This is a genomic window from Xanthobacter variabilis (assembly GCF_043831965.2).
In the GTDB taxonomy this organism is placed as follows: Bacteria; Pseudomonadota; Alphaproteobacteria; order Rhizobiales; family Xanthobacteraceae; genus Xanthobacter.
Genome location: NZ_CM195533.1, coordinates 2,522,562 through 2,535,928 on the forward strand (window position 1 = coordinate 2,522,562; position 13,367 = coordinate 2,535,928).

General features: G+C 65.4%; 8 protein-coding genes and 3 tRNA genes. 10 read left to right on the plus strand and 1 reads right to left on the minus strand.

Annotation, left to right across the window (positions count from 1 at the left end):
• The first annotated feature begins 71 nt into the window (after positions 1 to 71).
• The 9 genes from V5F26_RS10900 (at position 72) to V5F26_RS10940 (ending at position 9,817) form a co-directional block, all read left to right on the plus strand.
• Positions 72 to 156, plus strand: a tRNA-Leu gene (locus tag V5F26_RS10900).
• Positions 157 to 368: 212 nt separating this feature from the next.
• A complete protein-coding gene (tig, locus tag V5F26_RS10905) occupies positions 369 to 1,721 on the plus strand; it encodes a trigger factor (RefSeq protein ID WP_234051968.1) in 1,353 nt (450 codons plus the stop codon).
• Positions 1,722 to 1,873: 152 nt separating this feature from the next.
• Positions 1,874 to 2,509, plus strand: coding sequence for an ATP-dependent Clp protease proteolytic subunit (locus V5F26_RS10910; protein ID WP_234051967.1), 636 nt, complete (start codon positions 1,874 to 1,876; stop codon positions 2,507 to 2,509).
• Positions 2,510 to 2,968: 459 nt separating this feature from the next.
• A complete protein-coding gene (clpX, locus tag V5F26_RS10915; protein WP_234051966.1) occupies positions 2,969 to 4,237 on the plus strand; it encodes an ATP-dependent Clp protease ATP-binding subunit ClpX in 1,269 nt (422 codons plus the stop codon).
• Positions 4,238 to 4,528: 291 nt separating this feature from the next.
• Entirely contained in the window at positions 4,529 to 6,946 is a 2,418-nt protein-coding gene (lon, locus tag V5F26_RS10920) for an endopeptidase La (RefSeq protein ID WP_394057558.1), read from the plus strand.
• 315 nt (positions 6,947 to 7,261) lie between these two features.
• Complete coding sequence (locus tag V5F26_RS10925; RefSeq protein WP_234052210.1) at positions 7,262 to 7,540, plus strand: HU family DNA-binding protein; 279 nt, start codon at positions 7,262 to 7,264, stop codon at positions 7,538 to 7,540.
• 675 nt (positions 7,541 to 8,215) lie between these two features.
• Positions 8,216 to 8,291, plus strand: a tRNA-Val gene (locus V5F26_RS10930).
• Positions 8,292 to 8,822: 531 nt separating this feature from the next.
• A tRNA-Asp gene (locus V5F26_RS10935) sits at positions 8,823 to 8,899 on the plus strand.
• Between the two features lie 45 nt (positions 8,900 to 8,944).
• Positions 8,945 to 9,817, plus strand: coding sequence for an SGNH/GDSL hydrolase family protein (locus V5F26_RS10940; protein WP_394945924.1), 873 nt, complete (start codon positions 8,945 to 8,947; stop codon positions 9,815 to 9,817).
• Positions 9,818 to 10,347: 530 nt separating this feature from the next.
• Here V5F26_RS10940 and V5F26_RS10945 read toward each other — a convergent pair.
• Positions 10,348 to 11,964, minus strand: a complete 1,617-nt coding sequence (locus tag V5F26_RS10945) for a methyl-accepting chemotaxis protein (protein ID WP_394057561.1) — start codon at positions 11,962 to 11,964, stop codon at positions 10,348 to 10,350.
• A gap of 323 nt (positions 11,965 to 12,287) precedes the next feature.
• On the opposite strand from V5F26_RS10945, the gene V5F26_RS10950 reads away from it, so the two are divergent.
• On the plus strand, positions 12,288 to 13,367 hold the full coding sequence (locus V5F26_RS10950) for an endonuclease domain-containing protein (protein ID WP_394057563.1): 1,080 nt from the start codon (positions 12,288 to 12,290) through the stop codon (positions 13,365 to 13,367).

Consider the following 13,367-nt stretch of genomic DNA (forward strand, 5'->3'; position numbering starts at 1 on the left):
GCGGCGCGGGCCTTCCAGTCTGCATCCGGCGGCCGAGGCCGAAGGGTGAAGCCGGGAGCCGGCTGCGGCACGCGGGCGTGGCGGAACTGGTAGACGCGCGGGATTTAGGTTCCCGTGACGCAAGTCGTGGGGGTTCGAAACCCTCCGCCCGCACCACGGTGCCGGTTTCATCCAGGTCGCAACCGATCGTGCCGCTGCTTTGTCGTGGCGCTCAGCCCCGGTCGCGGGCTGCATGGGGCTCGTAAGGCTGTTTTTGCGCCCCCCTTCAAGGGGTGCGCTTTGTCGCGTGGCGGCGGCCCGGGCCGTGGCTGCCACCGGATTTTCAAGTTCCCGCCCCTGTGCGGCGGCAAGGATGTGAAGGCAAGACGATGCAGGTGACCGAGACCAAAGCCGAAGGCCTCAAGCGTGCGTTCCGCGTGGTGGTTCCCGCCGCGGACCTGGATGCCAAGGCCGACGCGCGCCTGAACGAGATCAAGGGCCAGGTGAAGCTCAACGGCTTCCGCCCCGGCAAGGTGCCGGTCGCGCATCTCAAGCGCGTCTATGGCAAGTCGGTCATGAGCGAGGTGATCGAGCAGACCGTCAATGACACCAACGGCCAGATCGTCGAAGAGCGCGGCTTCCGCCTGGCGCTCCAGCCGAAGGTGACCCTCCCGCAGGAGGATCCCCAGGGTCAGGGCCTGCTGGATGGCGGCAAGGACCTCGCCTACGATCTCGAAATCGAGATCCTGCCGAAGATCGAGCTGGGCGACTTCAAGACCATCGCGGTCGAGAAGCCGGTGCTGGACGTGACCGACGCCGAGGTGGACGAGACCGTTCAGCGCATTGCTGATTCCAACCGTCCGTTCGCCGCAAAGGAAGGCCCGGCCGCCGATGGCGACCGCGTGACCATCGACTTCACCGGCTATGTGGACGGCGTGAAGTTCCCCGGCGGCGAGGGGCAGGACATCGACCTGCTGCTCGGCTCCAAGAGCTTCATCCCCGGCTTCGAGGAGCAGCTGGTGGGCATCGCAACCGGTGAGAGCCGCACCATCTCCGTGACCTTCCCGGAGGATTACGGTGCGGCCGAGCTGGCCGGCAAGGCGGCCACCTTCGAGGTGACCTGCAAGGCCGTTGCCGCTCCGGGCGAGGTCGCCCTGGACGACGAGTTCGCCAAGACCCTTGGCATGGAGAGCCTGGAGAAGCTCAAGGGCATGGTGCGCGAGCGCATCGGTGCCGAGCATGCCGGCGTCGCCCGCCAGAAGGTGAAGCGCGCGCTGCTCGACGCCCTCGACACCATGCACAAGTTCGATGTGCCCGAAGGCCTGCTGACGCAGGAGTTCGAGGGCGTGTGGAACCAGGTGCAGCAGGACCTCGCCGCCCAGAAGCGCAGCTTCGCGGAGGAGGGCACCACCGAGGAGGAGGCGCGCGCCGACTATCGCAAGATCGCCGAGCGCCGCGTGCGCCTGGGTCTGGTCCTTGCGGAAATCGGGGAGCGCAACAATATCCAGGTGTCTGACGACGAGGTGACGCGCGCGGTCGTCGAGCGGGCGCGTCAGTTCCCCGGCCAGGAACAGCAGGTTTGGGAGTTCTATCGCAGCAATCCGCAGGCGCTGGCTTCCGTGCGTGCCCCCCTGTTCGAGGAGAAGGTCGTGGACTTCCTCCTGGAGCTCGCCAACGTCACCGAGAAGCCGGTGACCAAGGAAGAGCTCTATAAGGTGGAAGAAGAGGACGCGGCGGCCTGACGAATCGGGTCGCTTTCGTCCAGCATGAGCCCCGGGTGGCGCGCTTCGGCGTGCCACCACTTGCGCCGTAGACACGACAGCGCGCCGGGATTGCAGACTGGGGCCCCCCTCCTGGGTCGCCGATCTGGACCGCAAGCGCCCGAGGACCAAAGATGCGTGATCCCATTGATACTTATATGAATTACCTCGTTCCCATGGTGGTCGAGCAGACCAACCGCGGCGAGCGTGCCTATGACATTTACTCGCGCCTTCTGAAGGAGCGCATCATCTTCCTCACCGGTCCGGTGGAAGATGGCATGTCCACCCTGGCGGTGGCGCAGCTTCTGTTCCTGGAAGCGGACAATCCGAAGAAGGAAATCTCGATGTACATCAACTCCCCGGGGGGAGTGGTGACGTCGGGTCTCGCCATCTACGACACCATGCAGTTCATCAAGCCCGCGGTGTCGACCCTGTGCATCGGCCAGGCTGCGTCCATGGGCTCGCTGCTGCTGACCGCCGGCGAGAAGGACATGCGCTTCGCCCTGCCGAACGCGCGAATCATGGTCCATCAGCCGTCCGGCGGCTTCCAGGGCCAGGTGACGGACATCATGCTGCACGCTCAGGAAATTCTGAACCTGAAGAAGCGGCTGAATGAAATCTATGTGAAGCACACCGGGCGCGACCTCAGCGTGATCGAGGATGCGCTGGAGCGCGACAACTTCATGACCTCCGAGGCCGCCAAGGAGTTCGGGCTCATCGATTCCGTGATCGAGAAGCGCCCGACCGACGAGGCCCCCAAGAGCGCGTGATCAACGCCGGGAAGGCGGTTGCGCCTGTTGGTGGAGGCGCCTTCTCGACCAGTTTGGGGATGATCGCTGTTTGTCCCCCTTGCGTGCGGTGCGAGATCGCGCTTGCATGTCGTTAAGCCGGCATCGGATGCCGCGTGTCGGCCCTCGCCACCGTTGGCGGGGGCCGCTGCGTTTCAAGGTCCAAGCCGCAATTGGCAAGGACCGGCGCTGACGAGACCGGGCGACGACGCGAACGAGCGGCGGCCGTGGTCTGCTTTAACCAGCTCCCACAATGCCGCAGGGAAAGCTCCCGAACTGCCTTGATCGCGCCGTTGGAGGGTGATTGGCTGACGGAAGGCCAAGAACTCGAAAGAGACCAAACGGGATTGGCGAGCTTCTTGCTTGGTTCAATCCCCCACTGGTGATCTGTACGACACAGGCGCGTTTTGTGTCCGTATCGATAGATCGTAGGAGACGAAGATGAGCAAGACCGGCGGCAGCGACAGCAAGAACACGCTTTATTGCTCGTTCTGCGGCAAAAGCCAGCATGAGGTCAGGAAGCTCATCGCCGGACCGACCGTGTTCATCTGCGACGAGTGCGTCGAGCTGTGCATGGACATCATCCGGGAAGAGTCCAAGTCCTCTCTGGTGAAGTCGCGGGATGGGATCCCGACCCCGAAGGAGATCCGCAAGGTTCTCGATGACTACGTCATCGGCCAGGACCATGCGAAGAAGGTCCTCTCGGTGGCCGTGCACAACCACTACAAGCGCCTCAATCACGCCACCAAGCACGGGGACGTGGAGCTCGCCAAGTCCAACATCCTGCTCATCGGCCCCACGGGCTCGGGCAAGACCCTGTTGGCGCAGACCCTGGCGCGCATCCTCGATGTGCCGTTCACCATGGCCGATGCCACGACCCTCACCGAAGCGGGTTATGTGGGCGAGGACGTGGAGAACATCATCCTCAAGCTGCTCCAGGCGGCCGACTATAATGTCGAGCGGGCCCAGCGCGGCATCGTCTACATCGACGAGATCGACAAGATCAGTCGCAAATCCGACAATCCCTCCATCACCCGCGACGTGTCGGGCGAGGGCGTGCAGCAGGCGCTGCTGAAGATCATGGAAGGCACGGTGGCCTCCGTTCCGCCCCAGGGTGGCCGGAAGCATCCCCAGCAGGAGTTCCTGCAGGTGGATACCACCAACATTCTTTTCATCTGTGGCGGCGCCTTCGCGGGCCTCGACAAGATCATCTCGTCGCGTTCCAAGGGCTCCACCTCCATTGGCTTCTCCGCCAAGGTGGCCCCGCCCGAGGATCGCCGCCCCGGCGAGCTCTTCCGCGAGGTGGAGCCGGAGGATTTGCTGAAGTACGGTCTCATCCCGGAATTCATCGGCCGTCTGCCCGTGCTGGCGACGCTCGGCGACCTGGATGAGGAAGCCCTGAAGAAGATCCTGGCCGAGCCGAAGAACGCGCTGGTGAAGCAGTACCAGCGGCTGTTCGAGATGGAGAATGTGGATCTCACCATCCACGAGGAGGCGCTGGGCGCCATCGCCCGCAAGGCCATCGAGCGCAAGACCGGCGCCCGCGGCCTGCGCTCCATCATGGAAGGCATCCTGCTCGACACCATGTTCGACCTGCCGGGTCTGGAAGGCGTCGAGGAGGTTGTGATCTCCCGTGAGGTGGTCGAGCAGAATGCGCGCCCCCTCTACATCTATGCGGACCGCGTCGGTGACGCGGGCGCCAGTGCCTGAGGGCGCGGTTCCGACACTTTGCCCCCGCGCCGCGTGCGCGGGGGACCCTGAGCTTTTTTACCGATTGGCCGTTTATCGCTCACCCCGTGTTGTTCTTCTGGGGTGCTCGCACCAGCCCTTGAAACGGGGTGGTGGCGTATCCATGTTCTTCCCGAAAGATCCGGTCTCCGTGCTCGGACCTCATGCCTCCCGCGGTGTTCACCGCTTCAGCATTGAAAAGCCGTTCCGGTAACCCGGCTGCGTGCACGCGCGGCAGCGCCTTCGCGTGTGCACCAAAGAAAGGATTGGGTCATGACGAGCCAGAAGCCGCGCCCCCCGCTCGTTGCCGGTGTGTCGCAAACTTACCCTGTGCTCCCGCTTCGGGACATTGTGGTTTTCCCTCATATGATTGTTCCCCTGTTCGTGGGTCGCGAGAAGTCTATCCGCGCCCTTGAAGAGGTGATGCGCGGCGATACTTACATCCTGCTCGCGACCCAGGAGAATGCGTCCGACGATGATCCGGCGCCCGAGGCCATTTATGGCGTGGGCACGCTGGCGACGGTCCTGCAGCTCCTGAAGCTTCCCGACGGCACCGTGAAGGTGCTGGTGGAGGGTGTCTCGCGCGCCCACGTCTCCCGCTACACCGATCGCACCGACCTCTATGAGGCCGAGGCCCTCATGCTTGAGGACGATGCCGGCGACCAGGTCGAGGCGGAAGCGCTCGCGCGCTCGGTGGTGACCGAGTTCGAGAATTATGTGAAGCTCAACAAGAAGGTGTCGCCGGAAGTGGTGGGCGTCGTCGGCCAGATCGACGACCACTCCAAGCTTGCCGACACCATCGCCTCGCACCTTGCCGTGAAGATCCCGGAGAAGCAGGCGGTGCTGGAGACCGTGAAGGTCTCCGACCGGCTGGAGAAGGTTCTGGGCCTCATGGAGAGCGAGATCTCCGTGCTCCAGGTGGAAAAGCGCATCCGGTCCCGCGTGAAGCGGCAGATGGAGAAGACCCAGCGCGAGTACTACCTCAACGAGCAGATGAAGGCGATCCAGAAGGAACTGGGCGACGAGGACGGCAAGGACGACCTCCAGGAGCTGGAGGACCGCATCAAGCGGACCAAGCTCTCCAAGGAGGCGCGTGAAAAGGCTACGCACGAGCTGAAGAAGCTGCGCCAGATGTCGCCCATGTCGGCGGAAGCCACCGTGGTGCGCAACTATCTGGATTGGCTCCTGTCGATCCCGTGGGGCGTGAAGAGCAAGATCAAGAAGGATCTCAACTACGCCCAGGAGATTCTGGACGGCGAGCACTATGGCCTCGACAAGGTCAAGGAGCGCATCGTCGAGTATCTCGCGGTGCAAAGCCGCGCCAACAAGCTCACGGGTCCCATCCTGTGCCTCGTCGGCCCGCCCGGCGTCGGCAAGACCTCGCTCGGCAAGTCCATCGCCAAGGCGACGGGACGTGAGTTCGTGCGCGTGGCCCTTGGCGGCGTGCGCGACGAGGCGGAAATCCGTGGCCACCGGCGGACCTATATCGGCTCCATGCCGGGCAAGGTCATCCAGTCCATGCGCAAGGCCAAGAAGGCCAACCCGCTGTTCCTGCTGGACGAGATCGACAAGATGGGCGCGGATTTCCGCGGCGATCCTTCCTCGGCCCTGCTGGAGGTGCTGGACCCCGAGCAGAACAAGACCTTCGCGGACCACTATCTGGAGGTCGACTATGACCTCTCGAACGTGATGTTCGTGACCACGGCGAACACGATGAACATCCCGCCGGCCCTTCTGGACCGTATGGAGGTGATCCGCATCGCCGGCTACACCGAGGACGAGAAGGTGGAGATCGCGCGCAAGCACCTGATCCCCAATGCCTTGCAGAAGCACGGTCTGTCGACGAAGGAATGGTCCATCGACGACGCGGCGCTGCAGACCCTCGTCCGGCGCTACACCCGCGAAGCTGGTGTGCGCTCCCTGGAACGCGAAATCTCCACCCTCGCCCGCAAGGCGGTGAAGGAGCTGATGCTGTCCAAGAAGAAGTCGGTGAAGGTCACGGCCAAGAATCTCGAGGATTTCCTCGGGGTGCCGCGCTATCGCTACGGCCAGATGGAGAGCGAGGATCAGGTGGGTGTCGTCACCGGCCTGGCCTGGACCGAGGTGGGCGGCGAGCTGCTGACCATCGAGGGCCTCATGATGCCCGGCAAGGGCAAGATGACGGTCACCGGCAACCTGAAGGATGTGATGAAGGAATCGATCTCGGCGGCGGCATCCTATGTTCGCTCGCGGGCGGTGGATTTCGGCATTGAGCCGCCTCTGTTCGAGCGTCGGGACATCCACGTGCACGTTCCCGAAGGGGCGACTCCGAAGGACGGGCCCTCCGCGGGCGTGGCCATGGCTACCGCCATCGTTTCGGTGATGACGGGCATTCCCGTGCGCCGCGACGTGGCCATGACGGGTGAGATCACCCTGCGTGGCCGGGTGCTGCCCATCGGCGGCCTCAAGGAGAAGCTCCTGGCGGCTCTGCGCGGCGGCATCAAGAAGGTGCTGATCCCCGAGGAGAACGCCAAGGACCTCGCCGATATTCCGGCCAACGTGAAGAACGCGCTGGAGATCGTGCCCGTGTCGCGGATGGACGAGGTGCTGAGCAACGCCCTGGTGCGTCCGCCGGAGCCCATCGTTTGGGAAGAGAAGCCGGTGAATGCGCCGGTGGCAGGCGATGATGCCTCGGGAGTCGTTGCGCACTGAGGCTTTGCGCCGGATGGGAATACCCTGTCCGGCCCCCTCACCCGCAAGGGAGTAGGGGCGGGCGCAAGCTTGGTGTCGGCTCTTTCTCGGAAGGAGCCAAGTTTAGCGATTTCAAGGGCTTAGAGAATGAGGACGGGCGGCTCGAAACTCGAGTCGCCCGTCTTTTTTTCGCTATTGCAATGCTGGAAATCGTGCATTGGTGCGGGTTTGAAGCGGATGGTGCTTGCAAATGCCGTATTTTCCGTGATGCTCGCGGCGATCGTCGGGGCCCTGCCCCTCACGATTCGCGTTTTGACAACGGAAGGGAATGGTCAGATGACCACCAAGAACGAACTGATCGCCGCGGTGGCTGAGGAGGCCAAGCTGACGAAGACGGCTGCTGCGGCTGCCGTGGACGCCACCTTCGACATCATCGCCAAGGCGCTCAAGCAGGGCGAGGAAGTCAAGCTGATCGGTTTCGGCAGCTTCTCGGTGGTGACCCGCGCCGCCCGCGAGGGCCGTAATCCTCGCACGGGCAAGCCGGTGAAGATCAGCGCCTCCAAGGCGCCGAAGTTCACTCCCGGCAAGGGCCTCAAGGAAGCCGTCAACGAGTGATCCCGCGGTTCGGACGTCGCGATAGAAGCGCGACGTCCGAACAAGGCAGGGCGTTCGAATTCCGTTCTCGCGCGGCCTCTCATTCGCAATCGAAAGAGCAGGGCGCCGAGGCGGGGTCGCGGGGCGCCGCCATCGGGGCGGCGTCCATATAGATGGCTGCGGTGCGCTCCGCGCGGCAGCGACCGGGGCTGCCGGCGGCGGGGCATCCAAGGTGAAATCCGCCTGAGTAGGGCCATTCGTGTGCATGCGCGCATGTCGCTGGAGCGTGTTCGAGTCGCGCCTGGCCTAGGCTGTGATCGGTGGTCGCCTCCGTCTGACGCATGGGTGCGCGACAGGCGGGCATGCGGCCTCCGCTGCGCGCCGTTCTCCGCGATATTTCCTCTAAGCGTATCGCCTCATGTCGGGAGGTGGGGGCGGCCTGATTGCCCGCCTCGGCTTCTGGCTTTGGGGTGCAGGGGCTGCGTGGGCGTCGCTTGTGGGCCGCCCCTGTCGGCGGGCCCTGTCGTCCCGGCGAGCTTGTGAAGGCGTTGTGCCGGCCGGTGGCAGCCTCACTGGGCTTTCGGTGCCGTGCGCGGGTGGGGCCCCGTGCATCAGCGTGGCAAGGCAGGTGTGGAAGGCGATCTATGGCCTTGCTGGCGCGCGCCGGTGATGATTAAAGGGCGCATGCCGCAGGTGGGGCGGTTAGCTCAGTTGGTAGAGCATCTCGTTTACACCGAGAGGGTCGGCGGTTCGAGCCCGTCACCGCCCACCAGTGTTTTCAAGCACCTGCAATCTTGGCCTCCGCATGGGAATGGCGGGGGACGAAAAAGCCACTGTTGGTTTTGGTTCGCGATTCTGGCTTTGCCGGGAGTGGATTCTGCGCGCCGGTGCGCCGTCCGGGCGGCGGTCGCAGCGGGTTGCACCCCACTTGCGCGTGGCCACGGGCAAAGATGTGGCGGCCCCGGTGCACCGGGGCGATGCTGCACCATTTGCGTCTCGCCGGTGTCGTGGCGATTGGTGAAGCCGGCTTGCGCCCGCCATCGCGCACCGGCCATGCCGAATCTCCACCGTTCGGAATTTTCGGGCGCGGCTTCCTTTTTTGTCCGCTCGAAGTTGGAGCACCTGAGAGTGGGCTCAATTTCCCTTCGCTGCGAGAATGATGAGCTGGCGCGGCTTTGCGCGGTATCCTGGGAAAGCTATCCACACCCTTGTCATAAAATCGTTCGGGCTCGCTTGACGGAGAAGGGCGAGGTGCCCTATCAGAGCGCTCTCGACGGCGCAACGCACTAGCGCAGCGCCGGTTGGGGGTGTAGCTCAGTTGGTTAGAGCGCCGGCCTGTCACGCCGGAGGTCGCGGGTTCGAGCCCCGTCACTCCCGCCATTTAACTGGGCAGTCCCTGGATCAGAGCAGATCCCTAAAGTGCCCTTGAAATCCAAAATTTATTGTCTCGTCAACGTCATCGCCGATGCTGCGGCTTTGCGCGCGAGCGTCGTTCGAAGAGCGTGGTGTGCTTCCTCGGGGTTCGCGGGGGCGGCGCTGATTTGCGTGCTCGGATTGGCCTTGCCGGCTGCCGCGTGCCCGGTGGATGTTCGACCCAGTCCGGCGCTCGTACTGGCGGCGCCCGCTGTTCAGAGCCTGCGTGAAGGCGGCCCGCTGCGCATCCTCGCCATTGGTTCATCGAGCACCACAGGTGTGGGCGCTTCGCGGCCGGAGGCCACCTATCCCGCCCAGCTCGCCCACCGTCTTGTGGAAATGCTGGGGGAGGGCAGCGTCGAGGTCACGAATGCTGGTGTCTCTGGCGAGAGCGCGCCGTCTACCCTGAAGCGCCTGGAAGCGTTCCTGACCCACGGGGAGCGGCCGGATCTGGTGATCTGGCAGGTGGGGACCAATGACGTGATCTTCGGCGGCAATCCGGAGCGTCTGACGGCACTGGTGCGGCGCGGTCTGGAGGCGACCGCCGCAGCGGATGTGGCGACGATTGTCGTCGACCAGCAATACTTTCCGCTGATCCTGGATGTGGGGCGCTACGAGCGGTTTGTGTCGGCGGTCGATGACACCGCCACCGAGCGAAACGTGCCGCTGCTGCGGCGCTACGCGATGATGAAGCAATGGGCGGCGGAAGATCCAGCCGGCTTCAAGGGGCTGTTTGCCTGGGACCATTTCCATATGAATGACAAGGGCTATGCGTGCCTCGCCCAGCAGCTGGCGGATGCGATCGCGCAGGCGGTGAGCGCGGCGAAAGCGCCCCCGCCGCCGGCCGGTGCCCTGCGCCGGCCCGATGCTGCGCTGGCGCGTTGAGGCCAGCGGAGGCCTCAGAAAGGTGGCCGCATCCCCATTGCGGGGCGGCCGAGCCTAAGGCCGGGACGCTTGGGGTTCAGGTGAAGACAGTTGGCGCGCCACGCGCATCAAGCCCGCGCAGGGGAAATGCCCGCGCTTCCGTGAAGCTGTAGCGCTGCTCCGAAGGCGGCGCCACGGCCGGAAGCGCGGTGCAATTCGGCCTCTCGCGCCGGGTGTGCTCACCTGCGCGCGCCTCGGCCCGCCCTTCACGGAAACGCGGGGGCAATTTCAAAAATGCGGGTGGAAGTATGGCGCGTTTGATGCGCTGCTCCACGCGCGTCACGGACGCGGTGAGGATGGCGGAGGACTGCGCTGGCCGTCCCGCCCGTCGGAGCGGCCCCGCGCCTGTAGGGGGCGGTCCTCTGGGATCGGAGCGCTGCGGGGCAGGCAGAGGAGTGGGGGCGCGTCCGCACGTCCCCAGTGCATGGCAGGAGGGGCCAATAGGGCGGCGCCGCCGGTCTCTCCGGCAACGCCGCAGGGCAATGGCGAGCTTACTGCAGGGTCGAGGCCGCGCGGGCCTTTTCCGGATCTTCGCAGGCCCGCAGGTCCTCGGCCAGCTTTTCCAGAATGCGCTGCACCTCGTGGCTCGCGGTGTTGAGCGTGGCGAGCGCCTCGAGGGCTTCCTGCGGGCGGTTGGCCTCGTGATGCTGAAGCACAAGCTGCGCCGCGACGTGGACCTTGCGGTGCGGTTCCACCAGGGAGGCGAAGGTCGGCAGACGCCGGATCTCCGGGATGTTCACCGATTCATACCACTTGCCGAGGCGGCAGTGCTGATGATCGGGCACCTCGTGGGCATGCCACTCGCACCGGCCCATCAGCACATCCACCACGTGCTTCTTGAACAGCACATGGTCGATCTTCGCCATCTCGCAGAGGGCGACGGGCGAATCGGCATTGAACCAGTCGTGGGCGGAGCTGGAGAAGCGATCGTTGCTGTTCTGCAGGCTGGTGGCCATGCGCATCAGCATCTGCTCGTTCTCGGTGGAGAGGCCGGCGCTCTGGCACACGCGCTCGCCGATCTCCTCGCTGGCGATCTTCTGCTGCGACAGCACGGTGGCGATGGCGTCCATGCTGCGGGCGACGGTGTTCACCGTGCCATCGATGGCGGTGACGGCGGCGGACACCTGCTCGATGTCGTCCATGCTGGCGGCCACGGCCTCCTCAGAGCGCGCCATGGCTTCGCCCATGCGGGTGATCACGAAGCGCATGCCTTCCACCCGCTTGCCGATTTCCTCGGTGGCGGCGCCGGTCTGGTTGGCGAGGGCCTTCACTTCCTGCGCGACGATGGCGAAGCCCTTGCCGGCCTCGCCGGCCCGGGCGGCCTCGATGGTGGCGTTGAGGGCCAGCAGATTGGTCTGCTTGGCGATGGTGTCGATCACCTTCAGCACGTCGGCGATCTGGTCGAAGGCGTTCACAAGCTCGGTGGAGCGCTTGCGGGTCTCGTCCGTGGCGTCGCTGATGGCGGTGGTGGTGGTGCGTAGATTGTCCACCGCTCCGGTGGCGCGGGTGGAGGCCTGACTCGCATTCTGCGCGTCGGTCAGCGCATCGTTGCTGGAGCGCGAGATGTCCTCGATGCTGGTGATGAGCTCGCTCACCGCCGAGGCCACGCTCTGCGAGCCTTCCGTCGCGCGATGGGTGTTGCGCGTCAGGTAGGCCAGCTCGATGGACACCTCGTTCACGTTGGAAACGGTGTCGGCCAGATTCTTCAGGTTCCGCAGGTCGCGCTGGTGGGCTTCGTCAATGATCTGGCGGGTGAGGGCGCGCACGGCCACGGTGCTTTCCACGGCCGCCACCGCGGAGGCGAAGCGGCGACCCACTTCCTTCAGGCCCGCCGCGCGGCCCGGCAGGAACACCTGCCGGGACATGCGCACGCAGGTGGTCTCCATGGCCGTGTCCAGGGCCTGCAGCAGGGTGGCGGAGGGCAGTCCCTCATTGAGCATGCGCTCGACCGCGGCATTGGAAGGGGCATCATAAAGCTCGCTGATCGCGTCGCCGATTCGCTTGGCAAGGCCGAGCTCCAGCCCGGCCGTCGCCGCGGCGATGCCCATGGCGATCTCGGCGTGTGCTTGCTGGTTGTGAACGTCGGCGGCGTACGAGACGGCGGACATGGGCGCTCCCGTTATCAGTGCGTTGGCCGGCAGCACCCTGACTTGCGAATGCGGCTCACGGCGGTTTGGACGAGTTTCCTGCCGCTCTTGTATCCCTTCACGGCCCCGTGAAACCCTCCGGAATTTCCCTAACCCGCTACGGCAGCTGCGCCAATGGCGGTTCTGCTCCCTGATGACAATTTTGTTTGCGCTCCCATGAACGGGGAAAGGCACGGCGCGCGCGTGCGCCCCGGTGTGGCGCACGCAATCTAAGCTTGAAGTTGGCCTTGGCGTAGCGTTATGCACGCACGTCGAGATTGGAAGGGCCGGGGGGCGCAACTTCGGTGGATGACGCTCGCACGTCTGTTTCTGTTCCCCTGCGCGCGCTGCCCGAACATCTGCTCGGGGCGCCGTCGGGAGAGATTCTGGCCGTCGATGGCGTCGACCTGTCCGCTGTGCGCGAGGCGGCCGAGCTAATCGCTCCGGCTGTTGGCGGGCGGCGTCTGCTGTTCGCCGGCCTGCCTGCGTGCGCGTCCGCATCGCAGCTGGTGGAAGCATGGCTCGGGCAGCTCGCCCGCGCGGCCCTGGGCCTGTGGCCACGCTGGCTTGAGGACGAGACCTTTCCTGCCGTCGGCCGCGATACCCTTGCGCGCCTTGCCGTGTCCGCGACCGCGCGGGAAATGGCGGGCGCCCGGCCCGAGCTGCTCGCCCCCTGGCTTGAGAAAGCGGGCCTGCTGGCGCTGGACGGCGTCGCGCCCCGCGTGCCCGGCACGCCGGCGCAGACGGAGCTGTCCCAGCTCGCCCGCGTGGTGTGCCCGGCCGGCCTCGTGCTGGTGACGCAGGTGGCGGATGCGGCCGCGCCGCAGGCGGCGGCTTATGTCCATGGTCTGGAGTGGATCGCCCGCCACATGCCGGGCGCCGTGGTGGTGCTGTTTCGCGAGCCGCCGCCGCCCGGCACGCCGCTGGAGCGGATCCGCCATGGCGTGGTCTCGGTCACATTGGAAGAGCCGCTGAGCCCGCCGGTTCCGCTGCCGGATGATGCCATCTGGCTGGAGCCCTGGCGCGGCGCGCCCCATCCGCTGAGCGAGATCGAGCAGCGAATTTGGCGCCTGGTGATGGCGGACAGCGAGCTGGCGCCGCTCTTCACCTTCAACCAGCCCGTGGAGACGGTCCGCGGCTCGCGCCCCCGTGTCGATCTGCTGTGGCGGGAGGGCCGGCTTGTGGTGGAGCTGGACGGCTATGCCGACCACGGCACCCGCAGCGCATTCCTGCGCGATCGCCAGCGGGATTTTGAGCTCGCGCTGAGCGGCTACACCGTGTTGCGCCTCGCCAATGAGGAAGTGCAGCAGGATTGCGGGCTCGCCGTGCAGAAGATCCGTGATCTCGTCAATCATCGCCGGCGTGTGGGCCGGCAGGAGGGGTGA